Here is a 19,038-nt window from a genome sequence, read left to right on the forward strand (position 1 = left end):
CAGAGGTCAAGGCTTGCCCCGCGCCCGGGTCCATGGAAACGGTAGCACCATGAGATTGGCCTACACGATCACCGAAGGGCGCGGCGAGCTCGACCCCCTTCTTTATGACGTTGCACAAACGGCGATGACCCGTGGTCTGCGCGTGGCGGGTATCGTTCAGGTGAACAGTGACCGGCCCGATTGTGCGCGGTGTGACATGGATGTGCTTGTGCTGCCCGATGGCCCCATGATCCGCATCAGCCAATCCCTTGGACGGGAAGCGCGCGGCTGCCGGTTGGATGCGGATGGATTGGAAACCTCCGTTGCGGCGGCGCAGGCGCGGCTGGATGCGGGGGCCGATCTGCTGATCGTCAACAAGTTCGGCAAGCAAGAGGCGGCGGGACGCGGCTTCCGCCCGGTGATTGCCCAAGCCTTGGCCTCAGACGTGGATGTCCTTGTTGGGGTGAACGCCTTGAACCGCGACGCGCTTTTGGCCTTTGCCGATGGATTGGCCGAGGCCGTCCCGGCGGATCAGGACGCCCTGACACATTGGCTTGTCGCGTCACGGGTTCTTGGATCCAGAATACAATCATAAGTGGCGATCCGCCCGACTCGATAGACACAGCTTACGCTTTTAGAAAGAATTGGGGTCCGGCAACGCACATGCGACCGTCCCGAACTCTGGATAGGAGCGATCCGATGATGACTGAGGGCTACCCGGAACACGTCGGGGATGCCGATGCGGAGGCGACAGATACGCCTGCGCAGCCTCAAGGAGGCTCGTCGCCTGCGACGCCGCAAACGCCCCTGATCGTCGGGATCGCGGCGTCTGCGGGCGGGTTGGAAGCGGCGTCTTTGCTTGTCCAGAACCTGCCCCCCGACCTTGGGGTGAGCTATGTGCTCGCCCAGCATATGTCCCCGACACACAAAAGCATGTTGGCCAGCCTGCTCGCCAACGAGACGTCTTTGCCCGTGGTCGAACTGACCGAGGATGCGGAGCCGCAAGCCGACACGATTTACGTCACCCAGCCCAACTTTGACGTTGTGATGGAGGATGGAAAAGTCTGCCTCCGCCCACAAGACGGCGGACCTGGCAAACCGAAGCCCTCGGCGGACCGTTTGTTTAAATCCATGGCCGAAGAAATGGGCGAACGCTGCGTCGCACTTGTCCTATCAGGAACGGGCAGTGACGGCAGCTATGGCGTGCAAGCTGTGCGCGAGGCGGGCGGCATCACGATTGCGCAGGATGTGGGCACCGCCAAATACGACGGCATGCCAGCCTCGGCGCTGGAGACGGGGTGCATCGATCTACAATTATCCCCGCAGCAGATCGGTCAACACTTGGCCAAGATCCTGGCTGTGCCACGGGATCTGGAACGCTTCCGCCGCCTGTCGGATCAAGTGTCACCTCTGTCGGACCTGATGCATATCCTGCTGGCGCGCACGGGCGTGGATTTCCGCGACTACCGTGAGAACACCGTCAATCGCCGCGTGGCCCGCCGGATGGCCGCCTTGGGGATCGAAGACTACGACGCCTATGTGGCCCATTGCCGGGGGTCTGCCGAAGAGATCGACGCGCTGTATAAAGACTTGCTGATCTCCGTGACGCGCTTCTTCCGCGACCGGGATCAATTCGCTCAGCTTGGCGAGGCGCTTCGCACGCGGATCCGCACCCGCGATGACATGGACGGCCCCTTCCGGGTCTGGGTGGCGGGCTGCGCAACCGGCGAGGAAGCCTATTCCATCGCCATTCTGCTTGTCGAAGCCCTTGGCGGGTTGGAGGCCCTGCAACGGGCGCGGCTGCAGATTTTTGCGACGGATATCGACACAAGCGCATTGGAGGTGGCCCGGCGCGGGGTGTACCCACAAACGGCGGTCAACGACATTCCCGATGAGTTCATCGACCGCTACTTCCGCATCCATGACGGAAAGATCGAGGTCATCCAGGCCCTGCGCCAAGTGGTTCTGTTCTCGCACCACAACATCTTTCAGGATCCGCCGTTCATCAACGTCGACCTCGTCTCGCTGCGCAACGTCATGATCTACTTCAAGACCGCGTTGCAGGAACGTGTGCTGGCGCGGTTGCACTACGCGCTCAACGGGGCGGGGCTGCTGTTTCTGGGCACCTCCGAGGCCATCGGAGCGATGAACGGCTACTTCGAGTCCACGCCCAACGGCGACAAGGTTTTCGCAAAGCGGCAGATGAGCCGACGCCACATCGAACGGATGGGCCTTGTGTCGATGTCGCGCCCCTCCACGCGGGGGCAACGCGAACAGGCGGCGACGGGGTATCGGACCGAAAGCGACCTGGGCTTGTTCGAACAACTGGCCCGTGCCGTGGCGCCTAACGGGTTCGTCGTGACGCAGACAAACGACATCGTGCGCATTTTCGGCGATATCAGCCCGATCACAGAGATCAGCGAGCGATCCGCGCTGGTCCTCAACACGACGATCCTAACCGGCAAGCTGCGGGATGAGGCCGCCAGCCTAACGGCCCTGGTCCTCCGATCCCAGAGCGCCCGGCGGGGACAGTGGCATCCCATCTCGCATGCGGAATTCAACGAAGTCAGCCTGGAGGCATTCCCGATCCCGAACGCCGGAGGTGGGGAAAGCCACGTTCTCTATGCGATGCGAACCCGCTTCCAATCGACCGTTCCGACCGATCTGAGCACGCTCAGCGCCAACGAAGGCTTGGCCGTCTTGCATGAAATGGAGAGCGAGATGGCCTCCACCCGCGAGACGTTGCAACAGACGGTGGAAGAGTTGCAGACCTCCAATGAGGAGCTGCAATCGGTGAACGAGGAGCTTCAGTCCACGAACGAAGAGCTGCAAGCCACGAACGAGGAAATGGAGACCTCAAACGAGGAACTGCAATCCACGAACGAAGAGTTGATCACCGTCAACGAGGAAATGCAGATCAACGCGACCGAGCTACAAACGCTGACCAGCGAGATGCTGGCCGTCCTGGACGCCGTGCCTTTGCCAATCCTCGTGGTTGATCATGCGCTCCAAGTCCGACGCGCCAGCCGGGCCGCGCTGACGTACTTTGGGATCGAAAACTACGGCCTGCTCGACCTGCACCTCTCACGATGCCGCGTGATCGAGGGCCTGCCACCGTTGATCCCAATTGTCAGCGAAGTCTTTCAGGAGCGACGGACGCGCGCGATGACAATGGAATCGGACGGTATGTTTCGCCGGGTGACGGTCACCCCTTACAACCAACGTGGCGGCGAAATCATGGGCGTGACTGTAACCGTCAACGAATTCGACAAAGGCCTGTCGGAGGAGGACGAAAGTTCAGATTAAATGCATTGGGCTGACATCCACGCTGTGCCGTTATAAACTCGGCTCGATTGGACTGGAGCGGGCGAAGTAAACTGACAAACCGGTTTTGCGCAGGCAGGACTTGCAAATGACAACAAAGGGCTATGCTTTTTTGTGCAGACGGAGACGCTCGAAAAGTGCTGAACTCACACGCACCACGGGTGATGCGACAAAACACACCAGTCCCTAAGACTGTTTCCTTTTGTTCAAATTTATCTATGTTGTTAAGTCTTTGTTAGGATGCAGTTGTTAAGTCTTTGTTAGGATGCACACGTGAGAGTGGCGGTTTAAGAGCTCCGTAACAGGCTCTGGGAGGGCTAGACGTGCCGGGCGATCGTCAATCTGAGCTGGAGATGTTTTCCATCCAGCTAGCCCGCACGTCAGATGGGCGCGCGCTGCAGCTTCTCAGCGCCGAAGTCGTGCGCCCTGGGTTTCGCCACAAACTGTCTTTCAATCGCGACAACACCATTCACGAAGTGTTGGAGCCGGAACTTGCCGCTTTCGTTCAAACGACCTTGGAAGAGGCCATCGACACCGGCCCCCGGATCCTTGCGCAGCCCGATCTAACCCTGGCCCTGCCTGGGCTGATGCTGGGGCGGCTTCGCGTTATCATCGGCGGACCGATTGGATCCAACAGGCAGGCCACGCTCCGGTTCAGGTACTTTATCGGCGGCATTCAGAACGCCTTCACCGCCCGCACTTATTTCGACCGACCGGCCCTGGAGCATCGCGAAGAGATAGGGCTCCGCGCGCTGGAGGACGTGGCAGTGCCCCTTTTGAACATGGCCATGACGGCCCAGAGTTGGGGCACGATGCCCATGGACCCGGCGACCGGCCCCAACATGACCACGGCCCTCGCCTCGATCGAGGCCCATGCCGTGGAGTTGGAGTTCTACGCCGGTCTTCTGCGCCGCTACATCCACGAATGCGGCCCCCAGCGTCAGGCGGAACTGGGCGGGTTCGAAGACCCGGTCATGCGCATGATGCAGATGGCGGAACCGCCGGTGCCAGCACTCCGCAAACGGAGCGAAGGGTAAACCTGCGCCCGGGAGTGCATGATCGAGTTGGTGCTGACGAGCCAGTGCCGTTCAAGGCAGCGCGCCATCCACGTCGGGCCCGCGTGTATCAATGGCAAAGACGACACGGCGGGACGCAATTGGATCCTCCTGCCCCTCGGACGTGAGGACCGGCCTCGACGACGAATAGCCCACGGCCGTCATGCGCGTGCGGGCCCAGTCCGCCACGGCATCGTCACCGGCATAGGCAAGGCACCGCTTGAAGACGGCCGCCGCGCGGGCCTGGCTGAGGTCCAGGTTGCGGTCGAAGGCCGCCCGGGGCGGCAGGGAAATCCATTCCGAGGACGCATGGCCCTCGATCCGCACCGAAGACAGGACGTCGCGACGCGCGTAGAGCGTCTCAATCCAGGGTCGGCAAAGCTGGGACAAGGCCGCGTCAAACGTCGGACGTAGGGTCGCGCTGCCCGCATCAAACAGCAGGGTATCCCGAAAGACGATGGACCCATCCGCTTGGACCACGCCGCCCAGGCTCGCGACCAGCCCACCGGCCTGCACGCGCAGGGCCTCCGCGATGTCGTCACGGCTGGCGGCGGCGTTCAGACGCGCGCGGGTCAAGTCATCCATCTGGGCTGCCAGGGCGCGCACCTCATCGGGATGCAGCCCGGTCGCGCGATAGGCCGCCAGAAGATCGGCCATTTCTGCCGCACTGTCTGGATCGACCCCACTGGCGAGAATGTCTTCAAAGGCTGCCAGCTTGGCCAAATCACTGCGCAAGGACTCGAGCCCGGTGTCGCGCAGCAGGTCAGCGACTTCCGGGAAGTCGTCGAGCTGTGCCATCTCAGACAGAGTCGCGCGGGTCTCCGGGTCCAAGGTCACGGCGGCCTCGGCCAAGTCCCGCAACATCGCTTCATCCAGCAAACGGACACGGTCTGCGACCTCTGGCAAGGTGACTCCATCGGGTAGCTGACCAAGCAAATCCAGGGCCATGGCTGCCTCGGACGGGCTGGCGCCCTGATCGGTGAGGGTGCGAAAGGCGTCCAACTTGGCCAAGTCATTCCCCAAGAGAGTCAATTGATCCCGTCCAGCAAGGGCAGCGGCTTTCTGTTCCTCCGTGAAAGACTGCGCGAATGGCTCAGAAGCGCGAACACGCTCCTCCAGCGCGGTGATCCTTTCCCGTGCGGAGGCCATCCAAACGCCCAGGAGCATCAACAAAACGAAGGCAATCAGCATGAAGGCCTCGGCCACGGTCAATCCCATGACTGTGCCGCGCCTGTAGCCGCGCCCGCGATCCATAGCGTCGCGATGCCTCATCCGTCATCCGCCCGGACCTGTGGCGCGTCATTGGCGGCCTTGGTGAGGGTTAGTGCGGCGCGGATCTCCGCCCGGATTTCCGCCCGATGGGCGCGCAACTCACCCAAGGCAGCCTGACCAATCGCTGCTGTGCTGGCCGCCAGGGTCGCCGAGGACCGGTTCGCAGCGGCTTCGAACCGGGCGATCACAGCCTCCAACCGCGCTTCGGCTGCTGCGGCCGCCCGGGCCGAAGCGTCCTCCATCCGCGCCTCAAAGGCCTGCCCGGCTTGATCCTGTCGGTCGGCAAGCGTTGCGAGACGGCCCGATGCGGCGGCCACAGTCCCCTCGGCCCGCGTGGCCAGCACATCGTTCATGGCGGCGGCGCGGTCGGCAAACCGATCCATGGCGGCCTCGAAACTGGCCATCATGCGATCCGTCGCTTCTTTGCTGCGGGCCATATCTTGCTCTGCCAGCTCCTTGTGATGCTGCGCCAAGGTTTGCCGGATCTCGACGCCCAGGAACCGTGTGCCTCGGATCACTTCGGCAAGTTCGGATCGAAACGCGGACATGCCCTCGGCCAAGGCAAGCTGGGCCTCCCGCTCCCGCGCCACGAGGTCGATACGGAACTGCATCAGAAACACCCGGACCGCGACACCCACCACGGTGGAGGTCAGCGCCACCCCAAAGCCAGAGACGACCTCGGCGATGAACGCGGCCTCTGCCTCGACCGCCCCCAAGGCCCAGAGCGTATAGGCCAGCGAACACAGCGTCAGGACGAACCCAAGGTAATAGGCATTGTCCCCAATCTGCTCCGGCTCCAACCGGGCCGACCGCAGAAACCAGGTCAGCCCCGCATAGGCCACGATGACCCCACCCGCATAGAGAGCAGGCGCCCACTGCGGCATCTCCGCCAGTTTGAGCGCCACGACGCCCAGCGCCCCCGCAAAGAACGCCAGCGCCAGCAGCCACCGGTCCAAACCAAAACTGTCCAGCGTGCGGCGGGCCATGGCTAGAGATCCCCCAGAACGCTGGGCGAGACGCGCGCGGCGCCCTGGGCATCCAGGTAGCGCACCCAGAAGTCATCCACCGCCGCCTGGGGCGCCGCAGGGCGCGGCAAGCGCAGAATCCGCACCTCTGCGCCAGATAGGTTTCGCGCCAAGCGATCAACTGCACCGGACGCGCGAAAGCTGGTCCAGTCACCGCCCCGGTAAAAGCTGAACACCTCGGAATGCTGGACCAAATCCGTGACCAGGATCACCTCGCGGCGCGTGTCGGCTCCGGCCTCCGTAAAGCCGGGGATCGCGGCCAGGAAGCGTTGGAGCGTCTCGATGATCGGGCTGCTATCGGCCTGGGGCACCGCCAGCAGACTGTCCAACGTCTCGGTCACCGGGCGCAGGAAGGCTGTCTCATAGCGCTCCGCCACGAGGCGGGGGTTGGCGGTCAGGGCCGAGGCATCGCGGGGCGGCTTGCACAGGCTGCGCACGGCGCCCCCCGCATCCGCCCGCACGGTGGCAAAGCTGATGCGGGTAAAGTCAGGCGCCGCCTCGATCAGGGCGCCAACCCTGTTCCGGGCCAGTTGCAACTGCGTCGCGGACACCGGGTCCGTTGTGTCGAGCAAGATCGCCAAGTGACCCCGCGGTCCGTCTTCCGGGCAAAGGCTGGCCGCGTCGATGCCCGGCTTGTTGCTTTCCGTGAACACAAGCCACCCGATCACGCCGAAGGCGGCCAGGGCCGCGACGATCAACGCCGCACCGAGCAGGGTCGCGCCGAGCCCCCCGCCACGCCGCCGATTGCGTCTGCGCCGCGCCACCTCAGGCCGCCTCTGCCACGACACGTGGGCGCGGGGCCATGTCGCCTGCCTTGATCTCTCGGACCGTGGGATAGGCATCCAAGGCATGTTCCCGCGCGGCCAGCAAAGCCGCGACACCGTCCCGCACGACAGTATCGATGCGCGCGATTTCCGCCTGGGCTTGCTCCCGGTCGCCATCGGGTGGTGCCGGTGGCGCATAGGGTGGAAAGGCAAACGGCGTGTTGAAATACGCGGGGCCGTCGTCGTCCCGCACCCTCAGGTTCGCATCCCGGTAAAGCCGGATCAGACGGTTCGCCGCCTCATCGCAGGTTTCCAAGAATGTCTCCAAGGTCCGCGTCAAGGTGCCCCGCTGATGCACGGCGTCCACTGCGGCCTTGAGGTCCGTCCGCCTGGCCTGGGCCTCCTGTTCCAGCTTATCGCGCGCCTCGGCAAAGGCGTCCTCCAGGGCGTCTTGGGCATCCCCATAGGCCTCCGCGTAATCGTCGATGGCATCCTCCCAGGCGTCATAGATCGCGTTGTAGCCGGGCGTCGGGTCGCCTTGGGTCAATCCCTTCCAGAAGGCGGTCAAACTGACCAACAGGCCAAAGCCCACAACAAGCCAAGAGGCGAAGGAGCGTAACGACACAGGCCCCGCCACCAACCGCTCCACCGAGGCGATGAGCGCGGCATCCCAGGCGAGTGTCTCCAATGCGTCCCGGAAATGGGCCACGGCCAAGTTGAGCGTCGCGGCCAGCGCAAGAAAGACCACCAGACAGAACAGCCCCCAGACCTTCCAGGTGGGACTGCGCAGGTTCACGTATCGGACCTGTCCGCCCAAGCCATAGCTGAACGCCACATTCACGACGGCAATCACCGAAGCGATGGCAATGCCGCCCACGTAGCCCAAGGCATTCTGTTCGGCAAAGAAGTAGCCATTGAGCACCACCTCGCAGAGACCCACCACGAGGATCAAACCAAAGGCCAAGAAGCCGTTCTGCCGGGCCTTCGGTGGACCGGCGAGGCCCTGGCGATCCTGGAAATCCCGCAACTTCCGCTCCAACCCACCGACACGGGTGCGCGCGTTCTCCAAGCGGTTCTCTTCGTCCAAGGTCAGGTTGCGGATGGAATTGCGTGCCTCCCCCACCATCAACTCGACCCGTTCGCGGGCAGATCCAGCCTCGGCAATGCGGGCGGCATAGGCTTGCTGTTCCATCTCGTATTGCGACAGGGCGCGACGGCGCAGGGCGCGGACGGCATCGGCCGCCTCTAGCTCCGCCGCCGATAACGTGGCCGCCGTCACCGGTGGAACCGCTGCGCGGGCATCCGCCTCACCACGTTTCTCAAGACGCAAATCGGCTGCCAATCCGTCGACCATGATCTCGGGAAAGGTCTGCAGGTCCGGGTTGAACCGGTTTGCCTTTGGTTTTCCGAACATCGCAGGTCCCCTGGGCCAGTGCCGACCAGTTTGAGATAAAGTGGCCGCTTCCATGGCAAAGTTCAAATGGCGAGCGCGCGATTCCGGCCTTGCAGGTGAACCAAGGCGTCCCCATTAGGGAAACAGATGCAGACGCGACGCATAGCTCCCTGGCAGATATGGATCTGGCCGCTTGTCCTTGTGGCCCTCGCCTTTGGCGGCTGGTTGCTGCCGTGGCAAGACTGGGTCCCGCCACTGCGGCTGTGGGTCGACGATCATGCGATGACGGGCTGGCTGGCCTTTATCGGGGTCTACATCGTCGTGGTGATGCTGCCCCTGCCTGCGGCGGCCATGTCGATCTTTGGTGGGCTTGCCTTTGGGTGGTGGGGATTTCCCCTCTCCATGGTGGGCAGCATCCTGGGCGCGGTGTTCCCCTATCTGATCGGTCGGCGCCTGCTGCGCGCGCCGTTGCTGCGGCGGTTCGACGGGCCCAAGGTCGCCGCAGCGGACCGGGCCATCGCGCAGAATGCAGTTCTGTTCATCATTCTGCTGCGCCTGACGCCGATCTTGCCGTTCACGGTGCAGAACTGGTTGCTCGGCGTCACATCCGTGCGCTTCTGGCCCTATGTCTGGGCATCGACGGTCGGGCTTGCCCCCGGAACCTTGGCCATGGTCTGGATCGGCGAAATGGGCGGCCTTGCCTCTGCCGAGGTTCAGGGCCTGCGGTTTTGGGGCATTGGCGCGGGCCTCGCCATCTTTGGCGCTCTCATCATCTGGATGGGCCGTGTCGCCACCCAGGAACTCCGCCGCGCCGGCGTGGTCGAGGACAGCCCCGGAGGACCGTCGTCTATCGATTAAGACGTCGCGCGATGCGGACCGCGCGCTGGACCGTCCGTGCGTTTCGCGCCGACCGTTGGCCAAGCAACCGCCCGACAAAGCGCCAAGCAAAGCGTCTGATGATGAACTTTAGCATGCGACTCCTCCGTCGGTTTGGCCTACCTCGAATGACAAATAGCAATGCAACATCGCCTGAGGGTATTCGCGCGCGGCTTTGTCGCGGGCGACGCAGGACAAACATCCGTGGAGCGGCGCGCGCCTAGACCGGCGGCTCCTCGGGTGGGCTTGGCACAAAGAGATCATCCTGCGCGTCGCCCTCGGGCTCTGGCAGTGCATCGGGCGAGGGCGTGCTCTCCAGCAAACCGGCGGCCCGCAATTCCTTGAGCCCGGGCAAATCGCGCGGCGTTTCCAGGCCGAAATGGTCCAAGAACGCGCGGGTCACAACAAAGGTGACAGGCCGCCCCGGCGTCTGCTTCCGCTTGCCGAGCTTAATCCAGTCCAGCTCCAGCAGCTGTTCGACCGTCCCCTTTGAAACCGAGACCCCCCGGATTTCTTCGATCTCAGCCCGCGTCACGGGCTGGTGGTAGGCGATAATGGCCAGTGTTTCGATGGCGGCCCGGCTCAGCTTACGGGTTTCGACCGTCTCGCGCGTCATGAGAAACGCCAAGTCCGAGGCCGTGCGAAAGGCCCAGGCATCGCCAACCCGGATCAGCCGCACGCCGCGCCCCTCGTACCGCTTGGCCAAGTGCGAGAGAGCCGCTGGCGCGTCGCACCCATGGGGCAGACGCGCATGCAAATCCGCCACGGTCACGGGCGCGGCCGAAGCGAAGAGGATCGCCTCCACCATCCGCTCCTGCTCTGCCAGGGGGGGCGCCTGAAACAGGCTTTCTGGCGTTTGCGCGTCGTCGTCGCTCACGGGCGTCTCCGAATGTGGATCGGCCCGAAGGTGTCGGTCTGCCGCAGGTCAAGCCCACCGCCCTTGGCAAGCTCCAAGGTGGCCGCAAAGGTCGCGGCTGTGGCCGACCGACAGCGCGCCGCATCGGCATTCCACCCCTGGGGCAAGAAAGACAGGATGTCGGTCCACTCAACCACGGCCCCGATCAAGGGGCGCATTCGCTCCAACGCTTCCTCCATGGTGAACACGCCATCGCGATCCATCACGAACGGGCGGAAATCGTCACGCGTGCGCAAGCGGGCATAGCCCTGCATCAGGTCGAGCAAGGTGGCAGTGTAGGTAACGCGCCGTGCCCGTTCCACGCCCTGGGGTTCCCCGCGGGCAAAGACGTCGCGGCCCAATTGGTCGCGGGCCATCAAACGCGCGGCGGCCTTTCGCATGGCCTCGAGACGCTCCAGTTGAAACGCCAGATGGGCGGCCAAATCCTCGGCGCTCGGCCCCTCCTCCTCTGGATCGGGCGGCAAAAGCAGGCGGGATTTGAGAAACGCCAACCAGGCCGCCATGACCAAGTAGTCGGCGGCCAGTTCGATCCGCAATTCCCGGGCTTTTTCCACAAAGGCCAGATACTGCCGCGCCAGTGCCAGGACGGAAATGGCCCGAAGATCGACCTTTTGCGTCCGCGCGAGCGTCAGCAGCAGGTCCAGAGGCCCCTCAAAGCCATCCACGTCTACGATTAGGGCTTCGGCGGCCAGCCGCGCCTCGACGGCTGCCGCATCGAGACCGTCGTCGCGCGCGGGACCTTCGGGAAAGGATGGATCAGACAGGATGGGTCCCCTCAGGCGGTGAGCGCCTGAAATTCCGCCCGCGCCGCCGCGATGTCAAGCGTGACCGGCGGGCGGCGGTCTTGCAGGGCGCGGTCCGCGCGCAGCAGCGCCGTGCCTTCCAGTTGAGGACAGGTAGCCGCGACCACCTCCATGTCTCCGGGCGTCCCGTTGCAATGTAGAACCACGTCACAGCCCGCCGCGATACTTGCGGCGCAGCGACTGGCGATATCACCGGGCAAAGCCCCCATGGAGATATCGTCGGTCATCAGCAGACCATCAAAACCGATGTCATCCCGGATCACGCGGTGGACCGGGCCGGAGATCGTGCCGGGCGCCGCATCAATATCGGCATAAACCACATGGGCCGTCATCCCGAGCGGCAAATCGGCCAATTGGCGAAAGACCTCAAAATCCGTGCGCGCCAACTCAGCCCGGGGCGTCTGAACCTTGGGCAAGGACAAGTGGCTGTCGGTGGTGGCACGCCCGTGGCCGGGAATGTGTTTCATGACCGGCAGGACACCGCCTTGCAGGCACCCCTCGGCGTTGGCGCGGGCCCGGGCCACAACCTCCTGCACGGTGTGACCATACAAACGGTTGAGCAAGAACGGATGGGTCCCCTCGCCCGCGATATCGGCGGTGGGGGTGCAGTTGACGTCAATGCCAACCTCCCGCAACTCGCGCGCGATCAGGGTGGCACGCAGGAACATGGCGCGCTCGGGGTCTTTCGCCCGCGCCATTTCCGTCAGGGGCGGCACCCAACCCGACCAGAACGGCGGGCTCAGCCGCTGGACGCGCCCCCCCTCTTGGTCGACCAGGACGACCGCATCCCGGCCCACGGCCTCGCGCAAGTTAGCGGTCAGCGCGCGCAGACGTTCTGGGCTTGTGACATTGCGGGCAAACAGGATGAACCCCCAGGGGTCGGCCTCGCGAAAGAACGCGGCCTCGCTGGGGGTCAGGTCCGGACCGTCACAGCCAAGGATAAAGGCGCCAGCCATCGACAGGCGTCAACGCATGGTCACAGGAATGCAGGCTGCGTCCTTGGCCAACAGGGCCGAGCAGAACCGCCGGGCGTCGGAGCCGTCCGCAAAGCCGACAACCCGCAACCGCCAGAAATCCCGTCCGCCAGAGCGGGCCTTTTGCACCAGACGTTGCTTGCCGGACATGTAGTCACCGAACCGTCCGGTCATCCGATCCCACTCGGACCGGGCCGCGGCTTCGCTGTCATAGGCGCCCAGTTGAACGACGCGGGTTCCCGGCGCGACGCTATTGGGGTCGACGTCCACTCCGCCCAAACTTGCGACTTGGCGCGTAGGTGCGGCGGCGGGCGCCTCGGTGGGCGCGACGGTTGTCGCAGGCGCCGCGATCCTGCGGGCGGATGGACGAATCGTCGGTCGGGCCGAGCGCGCCAGGCCTGGGCCGGTGAACACGGGCGCCGCCGCCACTTCGGGCTGGGGCGCGGTCAAGATCGGGTCCGGTGTCGGCAGGGCCTGGGTCGCTGGCGCAGAGGCGCCAACGATCTCATCGAGCGGCGTCTGACCGGCAGCCAATTGCTCCGCCAGTGCAGCCATGTCCAAAGGCTCCGGCGTGGTAATGGCGCTTGGGGCTTGCGCAGGCGCGGCCTGAGCCTGGGTCACAGCGTCGGCGACGGGGGCTGCCTCCAACCCGGCAGCCTGGCGACGCTCCGCCAGGGTCGGGGCCGACAAATCAACCGGCGAGGGCGCCAGGACGATTTCCTCGGGCGCGGGCGCCGCCGCCCCTCCGGATGTAATGTCAGACAGGGCCATGCCCTGAAACGGCGCCTGTGTCCCACCAGGATCAGCCGGGGCCACCCGCATCGGGCCATCGACGCGCGCGATCACGGGCACGTTGGACATATCGCGGAACGTCAGATCTACTGCCCAGATCGACAGCGCCGCCGCCAAGCCAAGCGAGGTGCCCGCACCGATCCAGTTCACCAAACCAAAGTTCCGCAATGCGTCGCTGATGCGGGACGTGGGTTCCGCGCCATAGTCCGCACCGTAGTAGTCGAGATCCGCCATATGCCTGCCCTCCGCCCCGGACGCCTGCGACACGCCGGGACTGCTGATTACTGCCCTGATCCGCCGGGGTTTTCCCCGGTCGTCTCGCCTCTGCTACCGGCGGCTGGTGCCCGTCTGACGCGGGTCGTTCAGCGCATTTCCTGTGCCGGTTCGACGCCCAAGATACCCAATCCGGCCGAAATTACAACGGACACGGCACGGGCCAAACCGATCTTGGCCTGGGATGTGGCGACATCCTCCTGCAGAAACCGCAGCGACGGTTCCTCGTTGCCCCGGTTCCACAGCCCGTGCAGCCCACTGGCCAGGTCATAGAGATAAAAGGCCACGCGGTGCGGCTCATGCGTCCGCGCGGCGATCTCAACCAGGCGCGGCCATTCCGCCAGCTTGCCCGCAAGCGCGTGTTCGGCGGCATGGTCCAATTTGGTCAGGTCCGCCGCGCCCAACGCCGCGTCAGAGACATCGATCCCCTGCGCGGCTGCCTTGCGGAGCACCGACATGACGCGGGCATGGGCGTATTGAACGTAATAGACGGGATTGTCCTTGGACTGCTCCAGCGCCTTATCGACGGCGAAATCGAGCGGGGCATCGTTCTTGCGCGTTAACATGATAAAGCGAGTCACATCCGACCCCACCATCTCGACGAGGTCGGCAAGGGTCACAAAGGTCCCTGCCCGCTTGGACATCTTCAACTCCTGCCCGTCGCGCATCAGCTTGACCAACTGCGTCAACTTGATGTCGAGCGGCACGCCATTGTCGGTCAGCGCCGCGACGGCGGCCTTCATCCGCTTAACGTAACCACCGTGATCCGCGCCAAAAACGTTGATCAGACTGTCGAAGCCACGCTCCGTCTTGTCGAAGTGGTATGCAATGTCGGGCGCGAAGTAGGTCCAGGCCCCGTCGGATTTCATGATGGGCCGGTCGACGTCATCGCCATAGTCCGTCGACTTGAACAGCGTCTGTTCCCGCGCCTCCCAATCCTCGGGCAGCTTGCCCTTCGGCGGCTCCAAGGTGCCGGTATAGATCAAACCTTTGCCGCGTAGGGCGTCGATGGCCGCCTCGATGCGGCCCGTGCCATAGAGCGACTTTTCGCTAAAGAAGACGTCCATTTCGACGCCCAGTCGCGCCAAGTCCGCCCGGATGAGGTCCATCATGGCCTCGGTCGCGAAGGCGCGCACATCGGCCAGCCAGAAGGGCTCTGCCTTGCCGACATAGACGTCGCCGACCTTCGCCTTGAGCGCCTGCCCAACGGGCACGAGGTAGTCGCCGGGATAGGTCCCATCGGGGAAGTCGACGGCCTCGCCATGGGCTTCGAGATACCGCAGGTACACCGACCGGGCGAGCACATCCACCTGCGCTCCCGCATCGTTGATGTAGTATTCCCGGGTCACCGTATGACCCGCATATTCCAACAGGCTGGCCAGCGCATCTCCGAACACCGCGCCCCGTGTGTGCCCCACATGCAGCGGACCGGTGGGGTTGGCCGAGACATACTCGACATTGACCGTCTGCCCGGCCCCCATGTCAGACCGCCCAAAGGCCGTTCCTTGGGCCAAGACGGCGCCCACGACAGTCTGCCAAACGACCGGCGCCAGCCGAATGTTCAAGAACCCGGGCCCCGCCACCTCGGCGGAGGCGATGCGCGGGTCGGCCATCAAACGCGGCGCCAGGGCATCTGCAATGTCGCGGGGCTTCTTTTTGGCGGGCTTGGCCAAGACCATCGCCGCATTGGTTGCCATATCCCCATGGGCCGCGTCGCGGGGCGGCTCGACGGAGACATTCTTCGTGTCCAGCCCCGGTGGCAGGAGACCGTCCTCCGCCAGGTTGGTCAGCGCGTCGACGGTCAGGGCACGTATATCGGCAAAGAGGTTCATGGGGCGGCGTCCGTGTCTTGGGGGTGCCCCCCTTTAGCGCCGAGACCCAGGGGCCTCAAGCACGACCACCGGTCGGACTTGGCCCGGTGCCGCAGGCGACCGTTTCTTCTGGAAGAAACGGTCCCACCGCCGCCGTTAGCCCTTCCATTCCATGACGTAGGTCATGTCGAGAACGCAGTCCGGTACGCTGAGGGCGCCGCCCTGCTCTTCCATCATCTTCTCCACGTCCATATCGACGCGGTTTTGGATCTCCGTCTCGCTGACCACCGTCATCGTGCCGATGACAGCCTCTTTGCCGGGCCCGGACAGGCTGGCGCGCCACGTGACGTCATCCACGCGATCCCAGGTCACGGGCTGCCCGTCGGGGTTCAGACCGCTGGCCAGATTAGGATCAAAAGCATCGGGCCAATCCACCTCATAGACGTCGCGTTTGCCGATATTGGCCACCATTTGATCGGCCATGGGTTGGAACATCGGTGGACAGGCCTCGGCCATGTTCGCCTCGACCGAGCGGACGGTCCAGGTGCCATCGCGGGGCACGATGCCTTCGGCGGCGGCCTGGGTGGCGCAACAGGCCAACAAACAAACGAAACGGATAAACATGTGAACCTCGAACGACTGCCTTGCCAAGCTACCCTGCCCGGCATGCGCCGCCCCGGCAAGGAAGGGTTCCCCTACCCTGCCAGACCACATTGCCCGCGCCAGACCGCCGGCCCGGCACGGATGGGATGCCCGCCGCACTGAGCGGCGATGAAACCTGCCGTGCGCCGAGGTCTACCACCGACGAAGCCGCAAAGACGCCCCGTGTCGGGGACCTTACAACACCAGCCCAGTGCAGCGGCACGCGCGGCACCTACCCCAGCAATCGCTCGTGCTGTTGGATCGCAAACCGGTCCGTCATCCCGGCGATGTAGTCGCAGACAATCCGGGCCAGTTCGACCTCATCCCGCACCTCGGCCACATCCTTGCGCCATTGTTTGGGCAAATCGTCAGGGTTGGCCATGAAATGGGGAAACAGCTCATCCACCATCTGCGTGACCTGCCGCCGCATCTCGACCACGGCGGGGGCGCGGTACATCCTGGCGAACAAAAATTGCCGAATGACCTTCAAATCAGACCAGAGCCCGGGCGAGAACTGCACCATCATGCGCCCCGCATGGCGCACATCCCCAGGGGCGCGGGGCTGCAACTCGGCCAGGTTGGCTTCGGTCACGGCGATCACATCCTCGACCAGAACGCCGAAGAAGCGCCGCAGGGCCTCATGCCGTCGACGGTAGTAGTTCAACCCTGGGTAGGCGCGGTCGACCTCGGCAAAACAATCGTGGAGCACCGGCAGTTCGGCCAATTCGTCTGTCGAGAAAAGTTCCGCGCGGAGCCCATCGTGCAGATCGTGGTTGTTGTAGGCGATGTCATCGGACAATGCGGCGATCTGGGCCTCGGCACTGGCGTGGGTCGAAAGCTCCAAGTCGTGCAGGGCGTCGTAATCCGCCAGCGCATAGGGCACCTCGCCAAGCACTGGGCCATTGTGTTTGGCGATGCCCTCCAAGGTCTCCCAGGTCAGGTTGAGGCCATCCCAGTCGGCGTAGTGGCGTTCTAAGCGGGTCACGATACGGATGGCCTGGGCGTTGTGGTCAAAGCCGCCGTAGGGCGCCATGAGGCGTTGCAGGGCCTCCTCTCCGGTGTGGCCAAACGGTGGGTGGCCCAGGTCGTGGGCCAAGGCCACGGCCTCGGTCAGCTCCATGTTGAGGCCCAGGTGCTTGGCCAGGGTCCGCGCGACTTGCCCGACTTCGATGGAATGGGTCAGACGCGTGCGGAAGTAATCGCCCTCGTGCTCGATAAAGACCTGAGTCTTGTGCTTCAGACGCCGAAAGGCGCTGGCGTGGATGATGCGGTCGCGGTCCCGTTGAAACGGAGAGCGGAAATGGCTCTCTGCCTCCGGGTAAAGCCGTCCGCGGGTCTGGGCCGGATCGCTGGCAAAGGGGACTGTCACGGGGCTCTCTTGGCAGGCGCTGTCTTGGTCCATATATCTGACGAAACGGCAATGCACAGCCCCGAGGCCCACCCATGGAACTCTCCGTCCCGCCCCGCGTCACCCCCCGGGCCTTTGAACGCCTGGCCGAAATCGGCGCAAGCGATGACGGCAAGGCCCTGCGGGTCGCCGTTGAGGGCGGCGGATGCTCTGGCTTTCAATATCAGATCGAACTGGACGCCCCGGCGGAGGGCGACCTGATCCTGGAAGGCGAGGGCCAGAAAGTCGTGGTGGACGAAGTCTCCCTGCCGTTCCTGGCGAATGCGGTGATCGACTTTACCGAAGAACTCGTGGGCTCTCGGTTCACGATCGAGAACCCCAATGCCTCATCTAGCTGTGGCTGCGGCGTCAGCTTTTCGATGTAGCCCCGTCGGGCATCCGCCCGACCAACCCCACAAAGCGCGCCGCCAGAGCCACGGCGGCGGCGGCAAGCCCGACGCACAGGCCCAGCCAAATCCCAGTCGCGCCCAGGCCCAGGGGAAACCCCAGCACATAGCTCGCCGGGATGCCCAGCGCCCAGTAGGAGACGATGGCATAGACCATCGGCAGCCGGGTGTCTTGCACCCCGCGCAGCGCCCCAAGCGCCATGACCTGGCCTGCATCTACCAGTTGGAACAGCGCGGCCAGCACCAGCAAATGCACGCCCAAGGCTAAGATCGCCGGTGCCTCCGCATCGCTCGGATCCAGGAACAGCGAGATGATCGGCGCGCCAGCCCCCAAATAGAGGATCGTCGCGCCCAAGACGGCAATCCCCGACAGGATCGTGGCCGCAATCGCGGCGCGCAGCAGCCCCGCTTTGTCCGACCGACCCCAGCCCTGCCCCACGCGGACGGTGGCCGCCTGGGACAGGCCCATATGCACCATGAACGTCAGGGCCGCGATCTGGATCGCGATCCCATGGGCGGCCAAGGGCACCGTGCCCAGCCACCCCATCATCAGCGCCGACCCCACGAACAGCCCGCTTTCGGAAAGATGGGTCAAACCAATGGGCCAGCCGAGCCGAAAGATATCGCCAAACACCGGCCAGTCGGCGCGGTGGATGTTCTTGAGCAGTTCGAACCGCTCCATCCCCGGCCAACGTGTGGCATAGAGCACCAGGATCCCCGCAGTGAGCACGTGGACCGCGACCGAGGCCACGGCGGCGCCCCGGATCCCCAACTCCGGCGCCCCCAAGTTACCGAAGATCAGAAGCCAGTTCAGCACAGCGTTCAACCCCGCCGCAGCCAGCGTAGCAACCAAAACGACCTGCGTATGTTCCAACGCGCTCAGATGGCTGCGCAGGGTCGCCGCCAGGAGCGACGGCAACAGCCCCAGGCCCGCAATTCGCAGATAGGTCTGGGCATCTTCGGCCACCTGCGCCTCCTGCCCGGCAGCCAACAGGATCGGGCCGGAAAAGAAGAACAGCGGCAGTGTGACGATACCATAAATCGTCGACCACCACAGCCCCATACGGGCCACACGCCGCGCGCGCGTCTCATCATCGCGACCCACAGCCTCCGCCGCCATGGGCAGGACGGCATAGGCAAAACCCGCCCCGAGTACCATAACCACAAAGAAGAACGACGCCCCCAAAGTGCCTGCCGCCAGCGCCGGAACCGAGTACCAGCCCAGCATCAAGGTATCGGTCAAACCCACGAGGATATGCGCCACCTGACTGCCCACGAGGGGCAGGCCAAGCGACAGCGTCTGTCGCATCTCCGAGGTTAGAGGATGTGCCATGCCTGGGCGGTA

The 19,038-nt window shown here is 64.4% G+C and carries 17 protein-coding genes; 5 read left to right on the plus strand and 12 right to left on the minus strand.

Annotation, left to right across the window (positions count from 1 at the left end):
• Window positions 1–49: 49 nt before the first annotated feature.
• The 3 genes from K5R33_RS00320 (at window position 50) to K5R33_RS00330 (ending at window position 4,340) form a co-directional block, all read left to right on the plus strand.
• The gene (locus K5R33_RS00320) at window positions 50–574 is read left to right on the plus strand and encodes a DUF2478 domain-containing protein (protein ID WP_220746980.1); all 525 of its coding nucleotides are present in this window, start codon (window positions 50–52) and stop codon (window positions 572–574) included.
• 107 nt (window positions 575–681) lie between these two features.
• Window positions 682–3,285, plus strand: coding sequence for a chemotaxis protein CheB (locus K5R33_RS00325; RefSeq protein ID WP_220746981.1), 2,604 nt, complete (start codon window positions 682–684; stop codon window positions 3,283–3,285).
• Between the two features lie 371 nt (window positions 3,286–3,656).
• Entirely contained in the window at window positions 3,657–4,340 is a 684-nt protein-coding gene (locus tag K5R33_RS00330) for a hypothetical protein (RefSeq protein WP_220746982.1), read from the plus strand.
• 51 nt (window positions 4,341–4,391) lie between these two features.
• Here K5R33_RS00330 and K5R33_RS00335 read toward each other — a convergent pair whose 3' ends face one another.
• The 4 genes from K5R33_RS00335 to K5R33_RS00350 are packed head-to-tail and all read right to left on the minus strand — an operon-like array spanning window position 4,392 to window position 8,833.
• Window positions 4,392–5,630, minus strand: coding sequence for an OmpA family protein (locus tag K5R33_RS00335; protein WP_220746983.1), 1,239 nt, complete (start codon window positions 5,628–5,630; stop codon window positions 4,392–4,394).
• On the minus strand, window positions 5,627–6,616 hold the full coding sequence (locus K5R33_RS00340) for a hypothetical protein (RefSeq protein ID WP_220746984.1): 990 nt from the start codon (window positions 6,614–6,616) through the stop codon (window positions 5,627–5,629). Before K5R33_RS00340 ends, K5R33_RS00335 begins: the two co-directional genes overlap by 4 nt.
• Window positions 6,617–6,618: 2 nt before the next feature.
• On the minus strand, window positions 6,619–7,419 hold the full coding sequence (locus tag K5R33_RS00345) for a hypothetical protein (RefSeq protein ID WP_220746985.1): 801 nt from the start codon (window positions 7,417–7,419) through the stop codon (window positions 6,619–6,621).
• Window position 7,420: 1 nt separating this feature from the next.
• Window positions 7,421–8,833 (minus strand): hypothetical protein, encoded by a 1,413-nt coding sequence (locus K5R33_RS00350; protein ID WP_220746986.1) that lies wholly within the window; start codon window positions 8,831–8,833, stop codon window positions 7,421–7,423.
• A 126-nt stretch (window positions 8,834–8,959) separates the two neighbouring features.
• Here K5R33_RS00350 and K5R33_RS00355 point away from each other — a divergent pair, with 126 nt between their 5' ends.
• Entirely contained in the window at window positions 8,960–9,670 is a 711-nt protein-coding gene (locus K5R33_RS00355; protein WP_220746987.1) for a TVP38/TMEM64 family protein, read from the plus strand.
• 238 nt (window positions 9,671–9,908) lie between these two features.
• On the opposite strand, the gene scpB is transcribed toward K5R33_RS00355, so the two are convergent.
• From scpB to K5R33_RS00390, 7 genes are all read right to left on the minus strand, one after another.
• A complete protein-coding gene (gene scpB / locus K5R33_RS00360; RefSeq protein WP_255576109.1) occupies window positions 9,909–10,565 on the minus strand; it encodes an SMC-Scp complex subunit ScpB in 657 nt (218 codons plus the stop codon).
• Entirely contained in the window at window positions 10,562–11,269 is a 708-nt protein-coding gene (locus K5R33_RS00365; RefSeq protein ID WP_373314112.1) for a segregation and condensation protein A, read from the minus strand. Before K5R33_RS00365 ends, scpB begins: the two co-directional genes overlap by 4 nt.
• Before the next feature lie 110 nt (window positions 11,270–11,379).
• Window positions 11,380–12,363 carry a glycoside hydrolase family 3 N-terminal domain-containing protein gene (locus K5R33_RS00370; protein ID WP_220746988.1) on the minus strand — a complete coding sequence of 328 codons (984 nt, stop codon included), beginning with the start codon at window positions 12,361–12,363 and terminating at the stop codon, window positions 11,380–11,382.
• Window positions 12,364–12,372: 9 nt separating this feature from the next.
• Complete coding sequence (locus K5R33_RS00375) at window positions 12,373–13,407, minus strand: SPOR domain-containing protein (protein ID WP_220746989.1); 1,035 nt, start codon at window positions 13,405–13,407, stop codon at window positions 12,373–12,375.
• A gap of 128 nt (window positions 13,408–13,535) precedes the next feature.
• Complete coding sequence (gene argS, locus K5R33_RS00380) at window positions 13,536–15,278, minus strand: arginine--tRNA ligase (protein ID WP_220746990.1); 1,743 nt, start codon at window positions 15,276–15,278, stop codon at window positions 13,536–13,538.
• Window positions 15,279–15,413: 135 nt separating this feature from the next.
• Window positions 15,414–15,881 (minus strand): hypothetical protein, encoded by a 468-nt coding sequence (locus K5R33_RS00385; protein ID WP_220746991.1) that lies wholly within the window; start codon window positions 15,879–15,881, stop codon window positions 15,414–15,416.
• A gap of 250 nt (window positions 15,882–16,131) precedes the next feature.
• On the minus strand, window positions 16,132–17,268 hold the full coding sequence (locus tag K5R33_RS00390; protein WP_220746992.1) for a deoxyguanosinetriphosphate triphosphohydrolase: 1,137 nt from the start codon (window positions 17,266–17,268) through the stop codon (window positions 16,132–16,134).
• 74 nt (window positions 17,269–17,342) lie between these two features.
• Here K5R33_RS00390 and K5R33_RS00395 point away from each other — a divergent pair, with 74 nt between their 5' ends.
• Entirely contained in the window at window positions 17,343–17,672 is a 330-nt protein-coding gene (locus K5R33_RS00395; RefSeq protein WP_220746993.1) for a HesB/IscA family protein, read from the plus strand.
• On the opposite strand, the gene K5R33_RS00400 is transcribed toward K5R33_RS00395, so the two are convergent.
• Window positions 17,656–19,026, minus strand: a complete 1,371-nt coding sequence (locus K5R33_RS00400) for an MATE family efflux transporter (protein WP_220746994.1) — start codon at window positions 19,024–19,026, stop codon at window positions 17,656–17,658. The genes K5R33_RS00395 and K5R33_RS00400 overlap by 17 nt on opposite strands.
• Window positions 19,027–19,038 lie beyond the last annotated feature (12 nt).

The sequence above is a fragment of the Jannaschia pagri genome (assembly GCF_019655435.1).
Classification (GTDB): Bacteria; Pseudomonadota; Alphaproteobacteria; order Rhodobacterales; family Rhodobacteraceae; genus Jannaschia; species Jannaschia pagri.